We start from the raw sequence: 24,771 nt of genomic DNA on the forward strand, positions 1-24,771 counted from the left end.
CCAGCTTTTTCACTATTCAGGTATTCAATATATAAGATCTCGCTCCTACCTTTGCGATAATGAGCTTTCTACGATCGCTGGTGATAATCCGCCAAAGATAGGAAAAGTCAAGCTGATCGAACCGATCCGCCAAGGATGCGGATTGAAAGCTCCCAGGCTTTCTGGATTTGTTCAGGCCCTCAACGATTTCATCACTAGTCTTGATTCCGATTCCGTGTCCGTAATAGAGATCCTGCCCCAGCAGGATGACGTTTTCCCCTCTCCACCAAGGAGTCGCTGGATCAAAATCAGGGTTTTGAAAATAAAGAATATCTCCCGCCACAGCTTCCATTGGATTCATCCTGTCATTCAGGCGTAAATTACTGTTGAAGTGCCAATCGTATAACATAAGATCTGAGAACAGCATATCAAATTGTTGGGGACCGATGGACTCCAATACCGCTTTATACAAGATGATAGTTACTGCCGTTGCACACTCAAATGCATACAAGCGTCCATTGTTAAAAATATCCCTTATCCCATCCTGAGAGCTAACTCCATTTTTCAGTTGAAACCCTCCGTTTTCGATACGATCCCAATATACAGGATTACATCGGGAATGTTCAAAGTCGGAAAATTGGACACCGCTCTCATTGAGCAGGCGTGCGGATTCTACGATATGGGAACGTACCCCCAGTTCAAACAAAAGGCCGGCGACGGAATCGTATCGATATTGGAAGGAACTGCTTTTCATTGCCTGGTACATGCTTCGTTCCAACGCGGAAAGCTTACTATCATCGAAGTCAGTCTCGCTGTTACCCGCGATTATGATCATGGGCTTTTCCTCCTATCACATCATTAGTTAGGCGTTTGTTCTATTTTATGGGAGTTCGCTTAATACGTGCTTAATGAAGCCCAAGTTAGTGGCACAACGGTCGGAACCGTTTAATATTCGCATGACAAAGAAGGCAAGCTCCTATGTAAAGGAACTTGCCTTAATCAAGACGATCATTAGGAATCGAGGCTGGTAACAGTATAATTGTCACCCTGTCGCCTGATTCTTTTGACTACCTCGGGAAGTGCAACTCCAAGCATAACTAATGCAACACCAATCCACTGAAGCACACTTACATGTTCATGCAGGACGACGGCAGATAAAAGGACCGCAACAGGAAGCTCGGAAGCACCAAGAATGCCCGTCATACCTTCTCCGATATGAGGAACTCCAACTGCAAACAATACGGGTGGCAGAAAAGCACCGAATAGCCCGAGCATAAATCCGAATAGAAGCAGTTTCCCCAATAGAAGTCCGTTGATCAGAAAATAAGGAGGGAACAAGATAAACACAAGCAGCATGCCACCTGTGATCATCCAACCGCTGCGGTATGCCGGATGTACGGAAGGTATCGCTTTACCGCTAAGCAAAATGAACAATGAGTAGCTCACCGCAGATAGCAGCCCCAAAGCGACACCGATCCAGTTAAATCTGGACATCCCCTGCTCTACGATGCCAGCAGCCAGCAACGTGCCGCCAAACAAGATAACTAGCGTGAGAAGCACAATCCCATTTGGACGTTTCCGATGGCTTATAGCGTGAATCAGAACACCAATCCAGGTAAACTGGAATAGTAAAATGATAGCCAAAGAATTTGGGATGTACCTTAAGGATTCGTAATACAGCAGTCCCGTTATAGCCGTAGGAGCTCCGGCAGCCATAAGGAACAATCGCTGCTTCCAAGTCAGCTTGTGATTAGCAATAGAGGCTTTTCCTGATCTCGATCCCAGCCTGCTTTTTTCCCGCCACTTCGTGAGCAGCATAAATCCCCAGGCCAGAATACAACCGACCAGCAGTTGGCTGCCTACCACTTCGCCAAGCTCGTAGCCTTCTCCGTAAGCAGTAACAACAATTGTTGAAAGAATGCCGTAACAGATGGCACCCATTAAAACAGATAACAAATATTTCATTTCTATGATGTCCTCCCTTGCTTCACGCAATCCACGAGAAAGCAAAAAACTTCCTAACTGTGAATATAGAATCATCGAAGATGTCCTATATTCGTAGTTAGGAAGTTAAGGCTTCCTGTAGAGACCCTCACCCTAATGTCGTGAGGTTATACGAATGAATAATGAGTGATGAGTTAAACAATACATTGAATATTACATGCTGCGTTAGCTATTGTCAATAGGAGAACGCATGGAACTAAGGTTAATCCTATGCTGCAGACTTACCACTTGCTTATATACTCTGCTTTAAAGTTCTTGAGCTGTTCGATTAATAATGTAGGGTTATCGTCAATAACTATTAAATTTTTATACGCTTCCTTTACAAATCCTTGTTCAATCATATGATCAAAAAGCGATAAAATCGGCGTGTAATAATTATTAATATTCAGCAGGGCACATGGTTTGTTATGATACCCCAGCTGAGCCCATGTAAAAACTTCAAACCATTCTTCCAAAGTGCCTGTTCCGCCCGGAAGTGCGATAAAACCATCCGCATACTGTGCCATTAGAGCCTTTCTTTCATGCATAGTATCGACGATATGCAGTTCTGTAAGATGCTCATGTGCAATCTCAACATTAGCCAGCTTTTTGGGTATGACCCCTATCACCTTGCCGCCAGATTCCATAACCGCATCAGCTACAGCACCCATACAGCCAACTGCTGCGCCTCCGTATACAAGATCCAGCCCATTCGCAGCCAAAGCTTGACCCAATTTTCTTGCTTCCTTCATATAAATAGGATCAATGCCTGTACTTGATCCACAATACACAGCTAATGTTTTCATAACTCGTCTCCGCTTCTCTCTAAAATTATTTATAATATCCTATCCTACTATATGGAAATTAAACTCTTATACTAAAATCCATGCCAAATTGAATTAACCCCAATTTCTGGGCTACTCGCTGGGAACTCAAGTTGTCCCATGAAGTGCTATAAATAGGGAGTAGTCCTAGTTTAAAAATTTCATCACTCCATTTATGTACAACTTTCTGTCCAATTCCCTTTCCCCTATAGGATTCTATCGTCGTCAAACCCGCTTCTGCTGCTTGGCTTGATTTACGTGCACTACAACAAACAGAAACAGCTTCTTCATTGATGATATATGCTGCTATAGGCATTCGTTCTTCCAGCTCACCTAGTAGTTCACTAAAGTGCTGGTGTAGCAAATTCTTATTGGACTCATCAATAAGAGTAATTTCACTCTCAGAAATGAACATGCTGTCCTGGTTAAATGTATAAGCGGGTCCTATCCATATGTCCTTAACTGGCTTGTATTTCTCAATTATCCTACATAGATTCAAGACATGAATAGACTCCAATGTGTGTTGTTGAATCTCTTCAACAATGGATTGTGGCAGATCATTATGAAAATATGTACAAATGGATTCCCTCGTTTTACCAATAAAAACTGCTGTTACGCTGGTCTGATTACGTTCATTGATACCGATGATTTTGTTTTTCTCATTGAGTACGTACAAAGTCGCCGCTTGTATGTTCATTAATTCATTGTCATTGAGTAAGATTCATTTCACGCCTTTCCGACTATTCACCGCCATCTTCCGAATCGTATTTGCGGTGTTTGGCCTTGTTGTTAGTTAGTCTTGTCAACCGTTGAGGACGTTTCCTGCCACGCCCAATCGGTCGGTCGCCTAACTCTTCCACTTCATCCGATGAATTCTCTTCCTCCTCCTGACCCCGAGCTTCTTTTTCCTCTTCCTCATCATCCGAGCCGAAATAAGCTTCATCGTCAGAATTGGCCCCAACTTCATTCCAGGGTGCAACTACATCCTGCATACGATCCAGGATTTTTTTGAAATCACTCGTACTCAGATCAAGCCGGAGATAGGCACTCATCTCCTCCTTTGAGATCGTTTCGTCCGCTTTCAGCTTCTCCCACATATCGGATGGGATGGAAAAAGCGATATTGCTCGTGATTTGATCAACAAGCTCTTTATTATCTTCGATGCTTGGCAGCGTCTGTGCTTCATCGTCATCAACCGCTTCTTTATATTCCTTGCGATGCTTCTCAACTCCGCCATGGATCGACGCAGCACTTTCCTTATGGGTCCAGTCCGGATTGTCGACAATCGATTTCATCGTTGTCCGCAGACTCTCACCTCTCTTACCATCGCTGGCCATCGATTTAAGGAAGTTTTTGGCCATTTTGGGCCGATTCTTATAGTGCTTACGATAGGTCTCGGGTTTTGCTGTATGAGCAGATAAATGCAGCTTATCCTGCACAAACAGATATGAAGGCATATCGACAAAATGATCGATGCCGGGAATATTCTTTGCAGCCGCATTGCCATCGATTTCCTGGAAGCCCATATTGCTGCTGAACGCAGAGAAGTTATGCTCGAGCATATTACCCTGTGCCGATTTCCCTGGAAACCTCTTGCCCTTTTCCTCCATTCTTGCTTCATACATCGGGTGGAATTTATCATAGATTTCCTGCTGCTCCGGACTGAATTCTTTCTCAAAATCGTAATCGGGATCTTCCTGCTCCGCTTCCTCATTTTCATCAATCGTATGATGGATAAAATCCATGTATTCATCATCAACAAGGTGCTCTTCATCTTCGGACGATGCTTCTTTTTCCTCTTCCTCCTTATTTGTCTGTGTCTCTGTATTGACCTGTGCATGACGGGAAATGACACCACGCAGCCGTTCCTGATCTCCCGCCTCCAATTCGTAGTTACCATCATGAACATGATTGAGCACGATTTGAAGTTCATCTTCCGCTATATGATCCCAGTCGATAGGTACCTGTTGTCCGTTAGTTTTGTCAATCATTCGTTGTACGGTCATTCCATCTGCCGGCATATCCATAACAGTTGTTGAACCTGTTCTCTCTACTGACTCGCGGGACTGTATCATACGGCCTAACGCACGGTTGCCTATGGTCTGCTGCAAATGATCTAATGTTGATGGTACCTGTGATCGCCGTGTTGACGTCGACTGCTGCGAATTAACGCTTGTTCTTCTGGTTTTGTGAAAATCGAACATCTTGTTCACCCCCTAATGGGATATATTTCCTAAAAAATCATACATCAATTCATTATTTATGTATACATGCCATTGCTCTTATTTATTGCGCTCACGCATCAAACAAAGACAAATAAACGCAGCAAAGGCAAGTCCTCCAGTTGCCGATAAAGAGGTGGAAAACGCTCTTACATAATCCGACAACTTCGCTTCTATAAGCGAATGCTTCAACGAAAAGGAGAACAACATCCCAATCAGCGCTACCCCTAACGAATTTGCCAAATACATACTTGTTGTGAACAAGCCTGACCCAGCTCCCGCATCCTGCGCAGGTACCACACTAAGAACGATGTTGACAAGCGGCGTTGTGACCATGCCGAGTCCGAGGCCATATATCCATAATAGGAGTATATTCTGGACATGTAAGAAATGTATCGCATCCATATAGAGGGAGCCCATGAGTAATAAGCTGCAGCCCCCCATCGCCAGCGTGCCTAATTTCATTACAATTATCCCCCATCTTCTAACGATTCGAGTCGATACCAAGGAAGACAGGCAATAACCTATCCCGAGCGGTAAAAAGACGAAGCTTGTGGATTGAACATTATAATGCAAGCCGAATTGCAAATAGTAACTCAAAATAAAGAAGAATGAGAACATACTGAGATAGATCACAACAGCTGCTGTCATGCCGACACTAAAAGAACGATGTCTGAAAATAGACAGGTCGACCAGCGGTGAAGCGTCCTGCTTCGCTTTTCGAATTTCTACCCAAACGAATGCAGACAGAATAGCAATAGACAATCCCAGACAGACCCATGTCCAATACGGCCACCCTTGCTGCTGCCCCTCCGACAGTGGATAAACCAGCAGGACCAAACCGATCACGAGTAAAATAGTTCCGATCCCATCAATGCTTTGCGCCTGACGAGCTCGTGATTCGGGCAGGAACGGCATTAACAGCAGGACAAGAATACCGAAAGGCACATTGAAAAAGAATACCGTCCGCCAACCGAGATCAAGCAGATTCCAATTAACAATAGTTCCGCCAAGAATGAAACCAAAAGCGAATCCAATGCCAATCAAAGCACCGTAAATACCAAAAGCGAGCGCCTTTTCCTTTGGCAAAAAGTTGACCTGCAGCATGGACAACACCTGAGGTTGGATTAGCGCTGCGGTCAGTCCTTGAACAATACGGAGAGCTATGAGCAGTGATGGATCTGAAGTTAATCCGCAGAGCGCAGCCATGACCGTAAACCCGCATACTCCAATTATCAGCATCCGCTTTCTGCCGTATAGATCCCCGAGCTTTCCGCTAACAATCAGCGCTACGGCCAAACCAAGCGAAAAGCCGGTAACGATAAGCTGCGCTTCGGAGAAGCTGGCGTTCAGGTTGTTTTGCATAGAGGGTAGTGCGACCTGAATCATGTAAGTGTTCAACGAAATAAGTAATGTGGGAAGCAGAATAACCGCAAGCGCATACCAACGGCGTGGATCAACCGGCTGCTCCTCCTGTCTATCAGTTATTAACGTAGTGGATGAACGTTCAGACATTGTTTTTCCTCCCCACTTGTTTATATCGGGATATAAGCGATAGCCAATCCGCCAGTGACAGGATTTGTATACATTTCACAATCTATTTCATATACCTGCTTGACCAGCTCTTTGGTTAAAACTTCATAAGGCTGTCCGCTGGCCACTACTTTTCCATTTTTGACAACATAAATGATATCGCAGTATGTCGCGGCAAGCGACAGATCGTGTAAAGCAGTCAAAGTACCCACTTTTAAAGATTTAACAATCGATAAGATCTGCAGCTGATATTTGATATCCAAATGGTTCGTCGGTTCATCAAGGATTAAAAATTCGGGCTGCTGCGCAATCGCTCTCGCCAAAATAACCCTTTGTTTTTCGCCACCGGAAAGGGTTAAGTAGCTTCTATCCGAATAAGAAAGTAAATCAACTTTTTGAAGTGCCGCTTCCACCACCTCATAATCTTCTTTGTTGTCTGATTCCATCGCATGTTTATGCGGTGTCCTTCCCATCATAACCATTTGGTGTACCGTGAAATCAAAGCTCATGTCATTAAATTGCCCAACTACACCCATCTTTTGGGAAATTGATTTCGGGCTGGACTTTAACACATCTTTTCCATCTAACCATATCCACCCTTGGTTCGGCTTAATGACTTTGTAAATACTTTTTAACAGGGTAGATTTTCCGCATCCATTTGGACCAATAATACCGACAAATTGACGATTATCAACCTGAAGTGAAATGTCTTTTACAATATCGATACCTGAAAGCGCAACATGGATATGATCAACTTGTAATTTCAACCTATTTCCCTCCAAATCCATAGTTTTTTTTCATTAACATGTACATAAACATAGGAGCACCAAGCAGAGCTGTCACAATACCGATCGGCAGTTCACCCTTGGGTATGATGGTCCTTGCCAATACATCCGTCCAAATCAGAAAAATGGCACTCGTTAAGATGACTATCGGGATAAGGCGTTTGTGGTCAGAACCGACAATACTTCTGACGAGATGAGGAACAATTAAACCAACGAATCCGATAATGCCGCACGTTGCCACAATGATACCCGTTAGCAGGGAAGCTATAACCATATACAATCTTCTGTATACATTAAGGTTAATGCCTAAGGTGACTGCAGCTTCATCACCCATCAGCATCGTATTCATGACTCGGGATTGAAATATAAAAAAGAGAACGGCTGCAACCATCACGATGACAATTAAGGGGAGTTTATCCCACTTGGCAGAGGCGAGACTTCCCATGGTCCAAAAGGTCACGGAACGAATCCCTTCTGCGTCTTTCGCAAAATAAACGATAAAATTTGAACATGCACTGCACAAGGCATTAATGACCATCCCGACAAGTACGAGTTTAACGGAAGACATTTTGCCACCCATGCTGGCGAGGATTAGGACGAGACCGGCAGCCCCAATTGCGCCGACAAAAGCCCACATCGCTATCCCCATCTCGCCCATGATACCAGCGGCGCCAAAACCAACCATAATAGAAAAGGTTGCTCCTAGCGAGGCACCCGATGAAATTCCCAAAATATACGGATCAGCCAATGGGTTTTGTACTGAGGCCTGCATAACCGTTCCGCACAAAGCAAGACCGGAACCGACAATCATGGCCATCAGTACCCGCGGTAGACGGATTTGCCAAATAATATCTACAAAGGTCCCCGATGTAAGTCCATAGAGGTCCCCGATTTGTATACCGGTTAATTGATAGATCAATATCCGATACGATTCCGTAAAAGGTATGGACACTTGTCCGATCGATACGGCAAAAATGACTGAACATCCAACGGCTGCAATCAACAACATGATGATCACTGTAAACAAAGCTCGACTTTTTAATACAGAATCATAATGTAGTGAGGTTCCTTGTGGCACGTTCGTTTCAATAGCGGTTGACATGTTTATTTGCCTCCAAATATTTCAGGATGAATGAACGCTGCTACCTTGTCATAAAGATCTGCAAGCTCCAGACTGCCACGAATAGCATTGGTATAATCAACCACCATCACATTTCCCGTTTTTATGGCATTAACATTTTTTAATCTATCATTCGAAAGCAGTTTGTTTTTGGTAACGTCGCGATCAGGCTCCTGAAACTCCGTGATCATAATTTTTTCCGGATTAGCGGCAATGATAGCCTCCAGTGACATCTGTATATATCCGTCCTTTGACAATTTCATATACTCCCCTCCTGCTCCTTCTATCATTTCATCAATAATGCACCAGGAAGGTGGATAGTAATCGTAGTTTTCACGTCCGGCACTTGCAATTAGCAATACTTTGGGAGTTTGTTCAGCTGTTTTGGCCATTTTTTTGACCTGATCCATTCTAGCGTTCTGTTCTTTTAAATAGGCATTCGTCTTGTCTTCAATTTGAAAAGCGGCACCAAAATTTTTAATGTCCGTAAAATACTGTTCAATGCTTCGTCCAATTGTAAAGTTGGCGGCTGAAAGCACTGGAATGCCTCGATCATTCCAAAATGCAATATCTCCCAGTCTATCTTCTTTAAAAGCGGACGAGACCGAATAAATAAGATCAGGTTTCAATGCTATAACGGCCTCCTTAGACGGCCATAATTGTGAAAGAAACGGCATCTGAGCGATCGGATCCGCATATTTGGAAAAGGATTGATCCAGATAACCAACACCTATCACCTTATCCTTCAGTCCAAATTCAATCATAAGCTCTGCCATGGCGGACCCAAGCACTACCACCCTTTCGGGTTTCTTGGTAATCGTTTGTTTCATCGCTTTTCCTTCGTCCGTATAAATCTGGATCGACACGGGATATGCCTTATTCTCTCCATACCCTGTTTGCAGGGTTTCAACCTTTCCATTGTCAAAGCTTTCGGTCCCGCTCGGAGGAACAGTAACTGTCTGCGCGCAAGCCGAACACAATACCATCACCATTATGAGCAACATAACCCCACTTCTTTTCATATAAATACTCCTCATCTTGTAGTTGTCTTGCCCCACCGATTGATTAACTTGGTCGAACAGTCTATGATAATGATTATCATTTACATCGTTGTTTTTCTCTACCTGTTAAAGGAGGTTCTCTCCTTGTTAAGGGAGCATACAAAAAAACCTCAAGTCTGTTGAAATATCGCTCGTCACCGAACCATATGTTCTACAATCTTGAAGTTCTCTGTTAGTTCAAGTTATTCGGCAGCCTGTTACGCACCACTTTCTGTTGATCCATATGCTTTAAGTATTCACTGGGATTGCAGCCATAATGCTTGCGAAAGGTCGTCGTGAAATTACTGACATTGCTATAACCGACTGAAACAGCCGTTTCCCCCACATTCAACCCTTCTACTTCCATATACCAGAGCGCTTTCTCCATCCGTTTCTGACGTACAAGCTCGAAGATCGTCACGCCAAACAATTCACGAAATCCCTTTTTCAGCTTGAATTCATTCAATCCTGCCCGCTTGGCTAGCTCGCGAATCGACAATGGTTGTTCGTAATGGATTTGCACCAGCTCGTGGACCCGCTTCAGCTTTGTTATATCATCATGCCTAAGTGTCATGCTTCCGCCCACAGAACCGTAGCCATCGGACTCGCCAAACAATGCGATAAATTCAAGCGCTTTGCTTTCCATATATAAGCGTTTCATCGTTCCGTGATACGTGCAATGAATCATTTCCGATACACATTTTTGGATTGCCGGAGTGTCCGGATAACGGTCAATGTTTCCACGATGATGCTTGAGCCAGGTTTCCATTTGCCCTTTCTCCGTAACGTCCCCGGCATATTGCAGCAGCTCATCCGGGCTAAGCCTGATTTCCAGCAGCTGATTGCGGATTCCTGCCTTTTTCTCTTCATATACCTGAACATCATCGAGAAAAAGCACATTGCCTGTTTGTTTATCCGTATGGCTGTCCTTGCCATCCCACTCGCAATAAATTTCGCCGCTTAGGCAATAGCTTAATTCAAACAAGGGACAAGCCTCCTGGATATGAAGCTTCATATCTTGCTCGAAAGTAATATCCGTATACAAGATCTCCATGCCTGGACGAATCCGTGTCCGCGTAATGCTACCCTGTCCAATATGTGAAGGTAGGGTAAGCCGCTGCTCAGATGCATTGTGCTGAACGTTTCCCTCTACCAATCTCGTAAATTCATCAAACAGATCATGGATTTCCATATTCAGTATATGTAAAGTCATCGAATACCTCTCCTTCCTCCCCCTTTGTATACGATGCATTGTACGCTATCCTATGCTTCACTACAACATGTTCACAGCGGATCACTCACTGGAACTATACGCAAAATTATGAACAAAAAGATTTGTTTTCCATGGGAAATATTTCGTCAAGGGGGTTTAGATTAAAATTTTCTCATTAATTTCTAATAAAGAGGATCTATACCATGCGGGGCAAGACTTTCAGGGGTATCTAGTAAATAGTGGAAGTTTTATTTGTGGTATGGTGGTTTTGGGTAAATCACCCGTCCAAAACTTACCTTAGGAGGAAACATGAACAGCATGAATAAACGCTACGGTAAAACTATTGTCGGTATTGGTCTCAGTCTTTCGATCTTTTTTTCAGGTAGTCTTGTCATCACACCACAATCGGCATATGCAGCTACAGCTTCCAGCACTTCCACGGCCAACAAGATATTTGCCACAGGCAAAAAATACTTAGGAGTCCCTTATAAATTCGGAGCATCCTCGGGCATCACCTCGGCATTCGACTGCTCTTCATTTACACAATATGTATATAAGAAAAATGGAATTAGTTTACCTCGTTCTTCTGTGCAGCAATCCAAAGTAGGAAAATATGTTTCAAAAAGCCAGCTCAAGCCAGGTGATTTAATATTCTCGGACACAAACAGAGACGGTAAAATCAACCATGTCAGCATCTATATGGGCAATAATAAATTACTTCATACTTATAAAGTCGGCGTAGGGGTCACGATTTCCAATTTTTCTGGCAGTACATGGGACAAGACTTACGTAACAGCACGCCGTGTTCTATAATAACATATACAGTTATTTAATGATGTTAACCAGCTCTTGTAGCATAAACCGTTAGGCTTCGCGTATTGAAAATTCCGGATACAATCGTATTCGTCAATGCAAGCTCGAACGTCTCGGTATACCTCATTAGGTGAGCTGTACGAGTGATACATAACAATACAATTGAATCCATCACGATCATAAAAAGGGACATTTGTGCGCTTAATAGCTGCTACAGATGTCCCTGTCTTGTATTCTTTCATTAAATCACTGACCTAAGCCTGAAGCTGTAATAAAATCTGTGGGTCCTTAATTTTGGTATCCTGGGCCAGCAGGACGATTTTGGACAAAATTTCCGCGGTTTTGGGATCTTCATCCATGAATGGCAAAAATAGCTTGCCTCTATGCTGTGAATGAACCGGAATGATCGCCAATGCGCCTGCTGCCTGTTTATGCACAATGCCACTACCAAGGTGAACACTGTATTCGCCCAGCTTACCAGTAATACGTGCATGATTTCCTTCCAGCTCCACATTATCTATCTTCAATAAACGCAGCGACTCACGCACGATAGCTGTACGCATATGTATCGTGGTCAGACTTGCTTCCGGATCAACGCCACCCACATGGGCTACACTTACAACCAAATCCACGTCACGCATAACTTCCGAGAAAATAATAGGCGGTACCTGGCCGAGGTTCAAGCTCTCGTACGTTTTTCTGTCGAAGAAACGAACCGTCTCCAAAGTCGGACATTCCACATCCGATGGTGAGAACCAATCCGCCAATGCGTAGATACTCGCAACCACATTTTCCTTGTAATATACTTTTTGCAAGCCTTCCTCATAACTGACTGTCCACATCCGGCTTTTGAGCAGAGCCACGGTTTTTCGCGGCTGCACCTGATGCCCTGCGTACCTGCGGGAAAGCGTTCCGCTAGCGAGCTCATCGGCATTAGGCACATACAATTCTCTGAAAATCTGCTTAAACGGCTGCTTCAGCTGGCGGTCGAACAAATCCTTCTGGTACAGGCTCCACAAACCACTTTCGGCAACATGCAGCGGATGTGCGATCAGCAGCTGGTCCTCAATACCAATCGTATACCGTTCGCCGTTAACCCCTAACAATTCATGATTGGAGAAATAACCCAGATGTTCACCCGCCTTTAACACCAATACACTCACCAATGGAGCAATCACCGGATTTCGCATTAACAAACTGATTTCGTTTAAGGTAAAGACACTGCCTGCCTCCATCGAACGCTCCAGCTCTGCCCTCGCTCTCTTGTACTGATCCGTAAGCTCGGATTTTGTTTCCTTAAGAGCCGTTATATATTCATGATTCTTATAGCTGGCCGGTACCGATTTAAGCTCCTTGCCTTTACGTGTTAAGCGAATCTCGGATTTACCGTTATCTTGAATGACCAGCTGTGCAGTCAGATCGTCAAGCTCCTTGGGTTCCAAATAATGCAGCAGACCATCAAGCTTTCTGCCTTCCATGTCCCATGTCATTCGAATCACATCCGCATAGCCGCCATTTCTCGCCAGATTATCCAAAGCAATGTTGGCCGTCTTCGCTTCGCTGACTCTTCGCTGCGCTCCGAAAGTTTTGCTTTCCTTCAAAAATTGATGAATAAATTCATAACGCTCCCGAATATCGCGGTCACGATTCTTACCGAGAGGAATCAGACTGTAGGTTAGCAGATGGTCTTTATTTCGCTTATCCTTGATGGAGTTCTTCATCTCCTCAAGTTTCAGACTGCCCAGCACGGCATCGGCAAACAGCTGGGAGCGCCTGTGATTCGATCCGGCAGATATATATTTGGCGCATTGGTACAGAATCTGGAACTTCTGTGCTCCCAGCTCTTCATAAGCCTCCTGAAACCATCGAATATCGAAGGCTCCATCATTGAAATCCTGCGGTGAAATAGGCGAATAATGCGCCACAATCGTTTCCTTTTCTGCGGAAAAGGATTCATTAATATGGGCGTGAAAATACCATGCTGCGCTCCGAAGACCGCTCCATCCCAAATAATCGGACACGATCTCGACCCACTGCGGCGCATACATCGCTGCTTCCAGCAGCCTTTGTTCGGAAATCTTCCTGTTCTCCAGCAGCTGCTTCAGCAGAACCTTGTCTTCTCCAGCTTGCGGATGGCATACTTTGAGCAGGTTGCTGAACGTTTCTTTTTTCGTGACATCGCGACCATAACCATATATATATCCACGTACGAAGCTTTCCTTATCAAGACCGGATAGAATACGGATAAAATAGTCCATGCCTTCCATATGTCGGATACTATTGGCAAGCCGTGTAACCTCTGTCGACAGATCGCCCCGGTTCAACTCAATCTCCAGAATACGCTCCAGCACTTGCTCCCTAAATACAGTCAAGGATGGATGCTTCTCAACAATTTTAAAGTTAGGATGGGTAATTCTGTTGATATGATTGTCGCTTCTCGGTCTAATCAGCAGCTCCCTGAATACGATGTTATCATCAATAACCGACAGCTCGTATGCGCGAGCAAAATCCTCAATGGATAAGTGGTTATACTCGTACTCATGGATATGATACAACATATAGTGTAGGCGAAAAAATGCAATAAACGATGCATCATCATATACATACGCGTGCTGCCAGCGGCGCCATATAGCGGTATATAGATCGAGCAGCTTCACTTCCTTCTCTTCCTTCAAGCGTTCCTCTGGAAAAGCACCTACGATCAGATTCACTACTTGATCGGCGACCTTAAACTTCTCTGATTCGGGGCAATCCTCCAGATAGGCTCCTACAAGCTGCTTGACCTGATCCGCGTAGGGAATACGCTTATAGAAATCGATCATTTCCTTGACAATTTCCATGGGATACAAGTGTTCCAGGAACTCGGTTCGCCAACCTTCAGGAGCTTCATAATAATTGGCCTCCCAGCTTCTTAATCCACCAGAATAATAGCGGTATAGCTCATCTGCTCTGCGATAAAATTCAAGCTGGATCAGCTCTGCGGTGCCAAATCCACTGGCTTGCCAATAATCCTTCCATACTTGGGCAAGTGGATAACGTTCGATAGAAGGAGTCAGATCATCCTCTTCATACCTCCACTTCAAGGTGCTCAAATTTGTACCCAGGAGAACTGCTTGCTTGGCATTCGAATAATCCTCGAACTCATATTCATAATGACGATGATCATGAATCAGGTCACTCAATCCTTGAAGAAATGGTTCCATCTGCTGCAAGGACAATGTAAACAGGTTTTTTACAGCAGCCAGTTGAGAGAGTGGTACCTGTTTCACCGTAGTCAACGATTCCGTACTGATGGCAGGATCAAACAGGCCATAACCATTAGCTTCGGTGTACGCATCCGCTTGCTCCAGCTTATTCAACAGAAGCCTCTCTTTGTCCGTAGGTGCTTTGATGCGAGAAGTTTTTTCTTTCAGACGCGTGTACAGCCCCACATGAGCCGCCTCTGCTTTCAATTCTGTCAGCATCTCCAATGCGGCCAGACGCTGGAGCTCATCACGACTATTCAGCAGGAGGTCTACCGCACTTTCCAGCTTCTCGGCAGGCTGCTTCAGCAGAATTTGAATCGCGCTCTGCCTGAGTGTTCCTGTCTTCAGCTTCAATATTCCTGACATTTGTTCGATTTCATTATCATTCAAATCGAACTTGGCCGCTTGTCTAAGCGCAATTTCGCGATTGCTCATGCTTTTATCAGCCAGACTTGCAAGAATAAATTCGCGCTGCACAGGATTCATAGGATCATTCGTGAAGTCTTTAAGCAGATCCCCTCTAAGGTCGGGACTTGTGGTATCCTTAAGTGCGATTAGCTCTGCAATCCATTCCGCATCCATATCGTAAGCGGTTAAATACATCATCTTTTTGACTATGGAATCGACAGTATGCGTAACGGTCATCCAATCGAATACCCTTGAGGTCACATGGATTACTTTCTGCGGCATTGCCTTGGTCATCGCTGCCAACTGCTCGAACTGCTGCCTTCTTACCGTCTTATTTTCTAACAGAGTATTACGCTGCACCTGAATTTTTCGAATATTTTCTCCATTTTGGAGCTGCCAGGTATATCCATAGCTATAGGAATAGTTAGATATTATCCAGTATTGCAGCTCTGGGTCCTGTACTTCAAGCCATTCATGAGCAATATCGAACTTCACTTCTGTATTCTGACTCTGCGCCAATACATATTGAGCGACAACCTTCCGATATGTTTCCTTATCCTGCATCAGATAACGGATTTTATCATCAAGGTCCTTTTCCTCATGTACGGCTGTCGCCCACAGACTCATATAAATTTGGATTACATTACTACTCTGCAGCCACTCATCCCGCTGCAACTTGTCACCCAGACACAGTACCGCGTATTCCAAACATTGCTTAGCGACACGGCTGTCTGCAGCTTCAAGCCCTAATCCCGTCCATACATCCAGTGCGCGGACTACTGAACTGTAGCGGATTAGATTATGCTCGGAGATCACTTTCAGCATATATACCATAGCACCCACGGTGCCTTCATCCATTTTCTCAACAATACTTTGTCTCAGACCTTCTTGAAGCCGCGCAGCGACCAGCAGCTCCCCGATCATCCGGTAAGCTTCCTCGCTATGACTTAAAAACACACCGGATATCATAGGCGCAGACAGCAGCGCTGTATTATTATCGCCGTAGATAATCTCCTTTAAGGCTTGAAGAACCGCTTCATTATGGTGATCGATTTCATAAGCCACGGTATCTCCGATTGCCCAAAGCGGAACCCAGAACTCGTGCTCCGACAAATAGTTCGGTTTGGTCAAATAATCGATGACTGAAAATTCGCAGCTTTGTAAATGAAGCAAGGATATAAATTTGAGCAGAATCCGGTCCTTATGTACACTGAGCTCGGCTGAGCGAAAGGGTCTTCTGCTGTATCCGCTGCTGTATGGAAATTCAACCGCATGCCTGACTATATATCGGAAAATATTCGCCTGATATTCATCAAACAGTTGCTGTATGATCACTTCGAGCGGTTCGTATAGAAGGCTGTCTTGCCCATTCGAAATTGTATGTAAAAGTGCGTAAATTTGTTTGTTGGACTCATCGTCGTTATAACCGGTTTTGGCATTCTTAACGAGTATACCGGCTAATTGACGCTGAATATCGGTCAAGTCCAGCTCCTGCACCCGTTCCTCCAGCCTTGTAAAATAAAGCTGCTGTTCTTCTCTATCCATTCAATCGCCCCCTACCATAATCTTCCTGCCAACATCGTAAACCGGATCAATGCGATATCGTCTCTTTCCTGCACAACCAAGGGTTCATCCAATAGCTCGATTTCTACGCCGTTAATAAAAACCTTATACAAGCCATCCTCATAAGCGGAAATAGCCGTCTTCACGGCTTCCTCCAAATTCGCCTTCTGTTCGTTATATAAAGTTCCAAAGCCGACTTTCCCCGTACGGCTCTGTACGTCGATTTCACCCTGAGTCAAATACGGAACCAACGTCACCCCGGCTTCGCGGTCATTAAACTGCCTGACATTGGTGGTGACCACATCGACAAGCAAGGCTCGTAAGCTCTCGGGTACCCCACTTAGCTGCCACTCTTTTTTGTCCAATACTGTATTTTTTTTGCCCAGGCTTTTTACCGTTATGAACACGATCAACACAAAGCGCCTCCAATACATGACATTATTCTTAATACCCTTACCCAAAGCCTTCCAGTTAGAAACAGTAGCAATGAGCTTTATTCTATACATCCAACTATCACGATTAGCCTATTAAATGCTTTTTAAAAATATTCAAAGTGCGTTTAGCATCTGATTATCTATAATTGCAAAAACAATCTTATCAAATAAAGTATGGTATTCCTCTTCAATCAGCACCTGCTTAAATAGTTGCGCAACATCATTGGGATCATTTTTGAGACTACGTTCCAGTCTCCGCCCCCACGATCACAACCGATACGATATGGAAGTGCAATTGAGTAATTGTCTAGCGGGAATCCGAGGGCACGTGATAGACTAGAGGTTAGAAGGGTATGTACCCTCCCTTCTCCATGACAGCGCTTTCAGATAAAGATGAATAGATAGTGGTGATCAAAACTGTTCATGGGATTGAGTGGACAATCCGACGGATAAAGGAGAAAACGTACATGAGGATGAGTAATTATGATGTAAGCCAAATGACATTGGATGGTGAATGCAAATGAAACCAGGCAATCAGGAGAATTATTTGAGCGAGCTGCGCCCTATCTTGGAGGCGGTCGCCGACCGGATGATTCCGGAAGATACATGGCCATCGGCAACCGATGCGGGAGTCCTGACCTACCTGGAACGTCGCGTCAGCGAGGATGTCCCTACCTGGATCGATTTGATTGAACCCGGACTTCGTGCACTGAATGCAGAAGCAATCCATCTCTATCGTCGACCGTTTTCTGAACTGTCAGCAAACGAGCAAGACGCACTGCTGCTTGACCTTGAGCGTGATCAGGTTCAGGACTGGCCGGTTTCACCTAAACACTTCTTCGCCACCCTTTTGAGCCTGGTTATCGAAGGTTACTATGGAAGTCCTGAGGCCGGTGGGAATAGCGAGGGTAAGTCGTGGGACATGATTGGATTTCGTCCGGGACCCGTCTCCGAAACCCATGAACCGATCCTGGAAACCGATCCATCCCAAGTGACCTTCGATCAGCTTCAAGACCAGTATGATGTTATCATCGTGGGAGCCGGGGCAGGTGGCTCGGTAGCGGCGGCGGTATTGGCCGAATCGGGGCTTCGTGTTCTCATCATCGAACGTGGAAGCTGGCTTCGATATAGTCAGATAGGAAGAGATCATCTGCGCAATCATCGTTTTAGCAAATACGGCCATAACACAGGACCAGGGCACGAAGGCAATCCTCGCTCAATTATTGTGGCCAACGGAGAAGAGCGGATTACAGCACCCTTCGAAGGCGACTATCATAATAACGCAATGACGCTGGGTGGCGGCACACGGGTCTACGGGGCACAAGCATGGCGATTTCATCCGGATGACTTTCGTATGGCGACTCGCTATGGGATTCCAGACGGGAGTTCGCTCAGCGATTGGCCGATTAACTATGATGAACTCGAACCTTATTACGAGCGGGCAGAGTGGGAAGTTGGTGTCTCTGGGGACGGTGATGCCCACGCTGGTCGCGGGAGGCAGCGACTTCCTTTTCCAATGCCAGCACTCCCGAGGACACTGGAAGCAGAACGCTTGGCTCAGGGAGCAGCAAAATTGGGATGGAATGTGGGGCCTGTTCCACTCCTCATCAACTCCGTCGAACGTGACGGTCGGCCGGCCTGTGGGCGGTGCGGCCAGTGTGTCGGATTCGCCTGTCCGACCAATAGCAAGAATGGCGGCCACAATACGATGTTATTGAGGGCCATCGCTTCCGGCAACTGCGACCTGATATGCGATACCATGGTGGAGCGAATCGACACGGAAGCAGGAAGGCACGCCACTGGGGTTCGCCTTGTGCAGTCGGTGGCGGGCTCGATCCAACATCGGCAAGTGCGAGCAGCGCACGTGATGGTTGCAGCCGGAGCTATCGAAAGTGCGCGGCTTCTCCTCAATTCGGCGAACGATGCAGAGCCACATGGGGTAGGCAATCGGAACGGGCAAGTAGGAAGAAACCTTCAAGGTCATGTCTATACGGGTGCCTACGCCCTATTTGATGATCCGGTTCAAGACGGCCTTGGACCTGGAGTGAGTATTGCCACCTGTCGCTTTGCCCATGGTAACGGGGGCGGGATTGTCGGGGGCGGAATGCTTGCCAACGAGTTCACCCGGCTGCCGCTCATTCACTGGAACCGGGCACTTGCGCCGGATGCGGTGCGATGGGGAAGCGCAGGCAAGGAAACGATGCGGGAAAGTTACCTGCGCACCAGTCATGTTCAGGGACCGATCCAGGATATCCCGACCGCAGAATCAAGAGTCCGGCTCTCGCCAACGGTCAAAGATCGCTTCGGAATGCCCGTGGCCCAGCTCTCAGGAAGTGTCCATCCCGAATCTCTTCGAGCCGCTGCCATGCTAGCAGAGCAAGCGGAAACTTGGCTCTGGGCTGCCGGAGCACGTCGGGTGTGGCGAACTCGATCCGGTGGAGGGCTAAGTGCTGGGCAGCATCAGGCGGGAACACTGCGGATGGGTGACGACCCTTTGACATCAGTCACCGACCCATCTGGACGCGTACATGGATACGATAATCTCTGGGTGAGCGACGGCTCCGTACACGTGACCAATGGCGGCGTTAACCCGGTGTTGACGATTCTTGCCCTGGCTTTTCGCACTGCAGAAAACCTGGTGAAACAAGCGTAGCGAGATGCTTTGAGTTATCCTTATACAAACATGCCTGTGGCTGCTGATATGCTATAAATCAGCGCAGTCACAGGCAATGATTCATGAGAGTGGCCTCCTGTTACTTTAACAAAAAAAGAGAAGCTGTCTCACGGCAAGCTCCTCCTTCGTGACAAAATATAGTTTCATTCAATTTCTTGTATTTTCTTTATAATTTCACTAACACAATATTCTATGTCCTTATTTGAGCAATCAACAGTTATATCACTATACTTAACGTATAGAGGAACTCTTTCCTCGTAAACGTCTTTAAGACTATTTCCTTTCTTTATTACAATGCCTCTGGTAGTTATGTTGATTAGTCTTCTTTTAATTTCTTCATATGGGACATGTAAATAAACAATTTGTCCATCCTGTTTTAGGACATTCATAGCTTTTTCTGAATATATAACACTTCCACCAGTAGATATAATGCAATTTTTCAGCTTCAATTCAGACACAATTTGTTCTTCGACTTCCATAAATTTTTCGATACCCTCATTATCAATTATATCTTGTAACAACCTACCTTCATGTTGTTGTATGACAATATCTGTATCCACGTAATCCATTCCTAAAGCTTTTGCAAGCAGCACACCTAAAGTGCTTTTACCAGCTCCCGACATACCTATAAGAACTATATTCATATTCTTCCTCACTTTTGCTGGTTGGTATTGGTTTGGAATAACGTTATTTAATTGCATATAGCGATAACCACTGAGGAAGAGCAGCCAAGGGGTTCATTTTCCAGTTGCATAAATGATCCAGCTCTTGTTTTGAGAGTGAATCTCCTTCAGCGGTTGATTCATCAACCCAATATGAACCATCTTCTGCATACATTTCTTCGATATGCTTAATACACAATCCTGTTGAAGTGACAGCGTTGGTTATATCCTGTAAACGCCAGGTGTATCTGGGTACCTCTTCTATTATGAAAGGTCCTACCGCATCATATGGCTTTACAATAGTTAATGTTTCGGTGTCATCTCCGAAGGGACGCGTATAAGAATGAACCTCATACATGATATAAGCACCACCGCTAATAAGAATTCTATGGATATTCGTATACATGGAGTTTAAATCGTTAATCCATACATGGACTCCATTAGATGTATATACAAAATCAAATTGACCGCTTTTAATTTTGCTGAGTTTCATTGTATCATCGCAGATAAATTCAATATCCCAACCGTATTTTTGTGCTATGGATGAGCTATGTTCCAACTGTCTTTCCGATATGTCGCATGATGTTACTGTTGCACCCATCAAATGAAAAGCAAAAACAGCATGGTTGTCACCACTAGAAGGGACACATATTCTCTTTCCTTGCAAATTTGGCAATGCTTCCTTGATCATTGAATATGTAGTGTGATGAAATGCTGACTCAGGCTTGTTAATTATTTTCAAAATCGCTTCATCTGTTCTATATCTTTGATACCATGTTTCAGACCATGTATTCCAAATTGTTTTTACCTTACTGTTGTCCACCTTAGTTCAGCCGCAGCGCAGATATTTATACATATGGATTAGTGGCAAGCCTGCTCAAGCGCTTTTAGCACGGCTAGCAGCCTCTGCTTCGTATCAGAATCGGTAATAACACCTTCTTTATTTAATTTCAAAGTGATGTGCGGTATCATCATCGTGCCCCCTTCAATAATCTCAGCGTTGATCATATTGAGAGTAAGCAGGAGCGAAGCATGTGCCTTATCGCCACCCATAGGTGTTGGTGAAGCACTGATAACTGCTGTAGGTTTATTCATAAACTCGCCTGAAGATACGAGCCAGTCCAGAGCATTTTTTAACACGCCTGGAACACCGTTACCATACTCAGGTGTACATATAAGCACACCATCCGCTTCCTTCAGCTGTAACCTCAGCTCTTGTACTGAAAAGGGCCCATCGTCGAGATCAAGATCAGGGTTAAAGTGCGGAAGATCGCCCAGCCCACCATAAATGGTAAATTGAATGTCCCTCGAGGATAATGCAATAATGGCCTTCATTAAAGCTGTATTGGAAGACTTTTCGCGTAGACTTCCCGATATTGCCAATATACGTAAAGTATTGCCCATCCAACTGCCTCCCTTACTAATGTTATTCAGGCTGAACAGCTCTTTTATATTTCTATGTATTTTTGGACTCTTGACTCAAGTATTTATACTAATTATACAGAACAAAAAAGGTACCGTCTCCCCATTTTTCGTGAGTGACTGTACCTTTCTTGCATCTATGGAACTTTTTCAGTGGCCGACTTCAAAGCCAGATAGCCTTCCTCTTACAGTCACTTTTGGATGTCATTCAGATAGCGCTCCAGGTTATCGTAAGTTTCACTGATTCCCTGGATCATACCCATATCAAGGACGGTTTTGACGGCTTCGGCCGATGCGTATTCAGCGCGGCTAATGATTGTAGTTTTGCCTTCCTGCTCGATAAAGCTCATCGTGATTAGCGTCTCCGGCATATCCGCTACCGTGTTGCCTTCCGCATCCGAGAAGGAATCGACGTAGACGATCCTCTCCGGCGCGATGATTTCTTTATATACGGCTTTGCCCCAAGATTCTTGACCATAATATTCCTGACTCTCATCTGTACATTTCATACAGTAGTGCCAGACGCCTCCGGGTCTGAAATCAATGTTGCACACCGGAAGCGACCAGCCTTTTGGGCCCCACCAATGCTTTAAATGCTCAGCCTCTGAAAACGCCTGAAACACAAGCTTGCGCGGCGCGTCAAAGGTGCGCTCCAGTACCAGCTCCCGGCCTTCGATCTTCGTTGTCATTTTGTTGGTTGCATGTTCATTTGACAAGTTATTTTCCTCCTTAAATTTGATACATTAAATATACTTGAAACAGAATATTCCAGTAAAGGAATATTCTGTTTTTTTCAAAGATTCATAGGTATGATTTTACATATTAAAGCAATAACGGCCTCTTCCCCTCCAGAAAAAAAAAGGTACTGTCTCCCCACTTTTTGTGAGTGACTGTACCTTTCTCGACTTCACTTTACTATGCGCAATTCATGTTTCGTAGTGCATATAATTGGTCAAAGCCTTGTTTTTTCAATAGACGCGCAGCTTTTTTACTTTTGTAGGGACTCTCAGACACGATAAGGATAGACTCATTGGGTGAGAGCTCTTGTTTCCACACAAAAGGCAAACGGCCAATGGATATATTGATCGAGCTCGGTATATGGCAATTCCGGTAATCAGCGGCATCCCGAACATCTAAAATTTTCATTGTCATGACTTCCGATGGACTGGATAATACCTTGTAATCGACGAAAGCCAATCCTTTTACAGGACGAACAATTCGAATAATCCATAAAGCGCTAATGATGAGAAGCAGTATAACAACAGTCATCGAAGATCCTCCCTGATTACTAATTACACATATGAATGGCAGCAATTAACGTGGACTTCCATTCTTCTCAACCGTTTTTTCATATGCTCGGTATAATTGTATTCCATATTCATCGCACATGCAATTAGTCAATATCAAATAAACAGATTCACTTGTGTGTGGCTGGCATCTCCCAACAGGTTATAGAAAAAAAGCCGTCGGCACCCGAATTTTTCGAGTAGAGACCGCGGCTTTTGATTATTTATTTTACCATTGTTTTCCTTTTGGTTCTATCGCAGCTTACGGCCTGGTTTTACCAAATGATGGGCGAGGGCCTTTACTCGGATCTTCACCTTCAATTTGACAATAGGCTTCAAGTGTAATTCCTCCTGGTGCCTGGAGATAAAAGGTATAGGATCCATGAACGATTGCAGGAGTCTCTACTTTGAATCCATCAATTTTCAGACGTTGATTCAACTCATCTACCTTTTGCTCATTATCTTGAGGGAACCCTACATGAAAAGTTTCCGGGTAATTCACTTCCTTACTGTGCATTAAGTTGAGCAAAAAACCATCATCGTCCAACATAGCAGCAAATGATTTTCCCATACTTGTGTAACATTGTAAGCCAAAATAAGTTTCCAGGAAATTCTTAACCTCAATAACATCAGTTACAGTTAAATTTAAGTGATTAATTTTCATATTTACCCCTCGCTTTCTCCTTCAAATTCGCACTTATCAAAATGAAAAGTGTATACACAACGTTTGATATAAACGTCTATACGGATGGATCATTAGGAAATCGAATATCTCTTAAAACAAGTATCTTGTTTATCAAGATATTATTATATTAAAACATATTGATTTCATTGTCAAGTTATCCTAGTCCCTCTTTACAAGAGACAAATGTTCGATACAATTAGCATATGGGATAAATACCCAAATTTGTTTCAGGAGTGATTGAATGTCTAAAAAGGTTCTTTTCATCACAGGAGATGCCGTGGAATCATTAGAAATTTATTACCCTTACTATCGCGTGCTGGAAGAAGGCTATGAAGCTGTCATTGCCTCGCCAACGAAAAAAGTGCTGCGCACCGTCGTTCACGATTTTGAGGGCTGGGACACGTATACGGAGAAGCCGGGATATCAATTGGAATCGCACATAGCCTTTGATCAAGTAGATCCGACTGAATATGACGGGCTTATTATCCCAGGCGGCCGCGCTCCTGAATACATCCGACTGAATGAAAATATTCCACGGATCGTCACTCACTTTTTTGAAGCTAATAAACCGGTTGGTGCAATATGCCATGCCGTTCTGGTGCTTAATGCTCTGAAAAGCAATCAATATTTTGAAGGCAAGACCATGACTGCCTATACAGCTTGCCGTCCGGATGTGGAAAACCTGGGTGCGATCTACTCCGCTGAGACTTTGCAGGTGGACGGCAATATTGTTTCAGGACATGCCTGGCCGGATCTGCCCGGATTTATGAGAGAATTTCTTAGATTATTGAAATAATAAGTTTTTTAGATAGCGTGAAATCCGCACATCAAACCAGACCTCCGGCCCCAAGGCTGAAAGTCTGGTTTGATATGTAAAATT

The 24,771-nt window shown here is 44.5% G+C and carries 21 protein-coding genes and 1 riboswitch; of the genes, 3 read left to right on the forward strand and 18 right to left on the reverse strand.

Translation table 11 applies throughout. The annotated features are described in order from the left end of the window. Positions 1–16: 16 nt before the first annotated feature. The 10 genes from NST47_RS21675 to NST47_RS21720 all read right to left on the reverse strand — a co-directional run bounded on the left by NST47_RS21675 (position 17) and on the right by NST47_RS21720 (position 10,699). Complete coding sequence (locus NST47_RS21675; RefSeq protein ID WP_341156994.1) at positions 17–814, reverse strand: protein-glutamine gamma-glutamyltransferase; 798 nt, start codon at positions 812–814, stop codon at positions 17–19. A 176-nt stretch (positions 815–990) separates the two neighbouring features. Next, a complete protein-coding gene (locus tag NST47_RS21680) occupies positions 991–1,944 on the reverse strand; it encodes an EamA family transporter (RefSeq protein ID WP_341156995.1) in 954 nt (317 codons plus the stop codon). Between the two features lie 74 nt (positions 1,945–2,018). Further along, positions 2,019–2,118, reverse strand: a riboswitch (purine riboswitch). 86 nt (positions 2,119–2,204) lie between these two features. After that, entirely contained in the window at positions 2,205–2,768 is a 564-nt protein-coding gene (locus tag NST47_RS21685; RefSeq protein WP_341156996.1) for an LOG family protein, read from the reverse strand. A 58-nt stretch (positions 2,769–2,826) separates the two neighbouring features. Then, on the reverse strand, positions 2,827–3,483 hold the full coding sequence (locus tag NST47_RS21690) for a GNAT family N-acetyltransferase (RefSeq protein WP_341156997.1): 657 nt from the start codon (positions 3,481–3,483) through the stop codon (positions 2,827–2,829). Between the two features lie 43 nt (positions 3,484–3,526). After that, positions 3,527–4,990 (reverse strand): hypothetical protein, encoded by a 1,464-nt coding sequence (locus NST47_RS21695; protein ID WP_341156998.1) that lies wholly within the window; start codon positions 4,988–4,990, stop codon positions 3,527–3,529. A 78-nt stretch (positions 4,991–5,068) separates the two neighbouring features. Beyond that, positions 5,069–6,523: an MFS transporter gene (locus tag NST47_RS21700; RefSeq protein ID WP_341156999.1), complete on the reverse strand. Its 1,455-nt coding sequence runs from the start codon at positions 6,521–6,523 to the stop codon at positions 5,069–5,071. Between the two features lie 20 nt (positions 6,524–6,543). Further along, positions 6,544–7,308: an ABC transporter ATP-binding protein gene (locus tag NST47_RS21705; protein WP_341157000.1), complete on the reverse strand. Its 765-nt coding sequence runs from the start codon at positions 7,306–7,308 to the stop codon at positions 6,544–6,546. 1 nt (position 7,309) lies between these two features. Continuing rightward, a complete protein-coding gene (locus NST47_RS21710; RefSeq protein WP_445667477.1) occupies positions 7,310–8,335 on the reverse strand; it encodes a FecCD family ABC transporter permease in 1,026 nt (341 codons plus the stop codon). A 95-nt stretch (positions 8,336–8,430) separates the two neighbouring features. Continuing rightward, positions 8,431–9,468 (reverse strand): ABC transporter substrate-binding protein, encoded by a 1,038-nt coding sequence (locus NST47_RS21715; RefSeq protein WP_341157002.1) that lies wholly within the window; start codon positions 9,466–9,468, stop codon positions 8,431–8,433. Positions 9,469–9,679: 211 nt separating this feature from the next. Then, positions 9,680–10,699, reverse strand: coding sequence for an AraC family transcriptional regulator (locus NST47_RS21720; RefSeq protein WP_341157003.1), 1,020 nt, complete (start codon positions 10,697–10,699; stop codon positions 9,680–9,682). 318 nt (positions 10,700–11,017) lie between these two features. Here NST47_RS21720 and NST47_RS21725 point away from each other — a divergent pair, with 318 nt between their 5' ends. Then, positions 11,018–11,512, forward strand: a complete 495-nt coding sequence (locus NST47_RS21725) for a C40 family peptidase (protein ID WP_341157004.1) — start codon at positions 11,018–11,020, stop codon at positions 11,510–11,512. Positions 11,513–11,766: 254 nt separating this feature from the next. On the opposite strand, the gene NST47_RS21730 is transcribed toward NST47_RS21725, so the two are convergent. Next, positions 11,767–16,710 carry a DUF4132 domain-containing protein gene (locus NST47_RS21730; protein WP_341157005.1) on the reverse strand — a complete coding sequence of 1,648 codons (4,944 nt, stop codon included), beginning with the start codon at positions 16,708–16,710 and terminating at the stop codon, positions 11,767–11,769. An 11-nt stretch (positions 16,711–16,721) separates the two neighbouring features. Then, complete coding sequence (locus NST47_RS21735) at positions 16,722–17,144, reverse strand: hypothetical protein (RefSeq protein ID WP_341157006.1); 423 nt, start codon at positions 17,142–17,144, stop codon at positions 16,722–16,724. Between the two features lie 607 nt (positions 17,145–17,751). On the opposite strand from NST47_RS21735, the gene NST47_RS21740 reads away from it, so the two are divergent. Beyond that, entirely contained in the window at positions 17,752–19,815 is a 2,064-nt protein-coding gene (locus NST47_RS21740; protein ID WP_341159723.1) for a GMC family oxidoreductase, read from the forward strand. Positions 19,816–19,979: 164 nt separating this feature from the next. Here the strand turns inward: NST47_RS21740 and thrB are convergent, their stop codons facing one another. The 6 genes from thrB to NST47_RS21770 all read right to left on the reverse strand — a co-directional run bounded on the left by thrB (position 19,980) and on the right by NST47_RS21770 (position 23,870). After that, on the reverse strand, positions 19,980–20,480 hold the full coding sequence (gene thrB / locus NST47_RS21745; RefSeq protein ID WP_341157007.1) for a homoserine kinase: 501 nt from the start codon (positions 20,478–20,480) through the stop codon (positions 19,980–19,982). A gap of 43 nt (positions 20,481–20,523) precedes the next feature. Then, positions 20,524–21,321, reverse strand: a complete 798-nt coding sequence (locus NST47_RS21750) for a class I SAM-dependent methyltransferase (RefSeq protein WP_341157008.1) — start codon at positions 21,319–21,321, stop codon at positions 20,524–20,526. Between the two features lie 38 nt (positions 21,322–21,359). Then, positions 21,360–21,902: an NADPH-dependent FMN reductase gene (locus NST47_RS21755; RefSeq protein ID WP_341157009.1), complete on the reverse strand. Its 543-nt coding sequence runs from the start codon at positions 21,900–21,902 to the stop codon at positions 21,360–21,362. A 209-nt stretch (positions 21,903–22,111) separates the two neighbouring features. Beyond that, a complete protein-coding gene (locus tag NST47_RS21760) occupies positions 22,112–22,609 on the reverse strand; it encodes an SRPBCC domain-containing protein (protein ID WP_341159724.1) in 498 nt (165 codons plus the stop codon). Between the two features lie 226 nt (positions 22,610–22,835). After that, positions 22,836–23,189: a rhodanese-like domain-containing protein gene (locus NST47_RS21765; RefSeq protein ID WP_341157010.1), complete on the reverse strand. Its 354-nt coding sequence runs from the start codon at positions 23,187–23,189 to the stop codon at positions 22,836–22,838. Positions 23,190–23,468: 279 nt separating this feature from the next. Further along, complete coding sequence (locus NST47_RS21770; RefSeq protein ID WP_341157011.1) at positions 23,469–23,870, reverse strand: VOC family protein; 402 nt, start codon at positions 23,868–23,870, stop codon at positions 23,469–23,471. Between the two features lie 262 nt (positions 23,871–24,132). On the opposite strand from NST47_RS21770, the gene NST47_RS21775 reads away from it, so the two are divergent. Continuing rightward, a complete protein-coding gene (locus NST47_RS21775) occupies positions 24,133–24,687 on the forward strand; it encodes a DJ-1/PfpI family protein (RefSeq protein ID WP_341157012.1) in 555 nt (184 codons plus the stop codon). The last annotated feature ends 84 nt before the right edge of the window (positions 24,688–24,771 follow it).

It is taken from the genome of Paenibacillus sp. FSL H8-0034, from assembly GCF_038000305.1.
Lineage (GTDB): Bacteria > Bacillota > Bacilli > Paenibacillales > NBRC-103111 > Paenibacillus_S.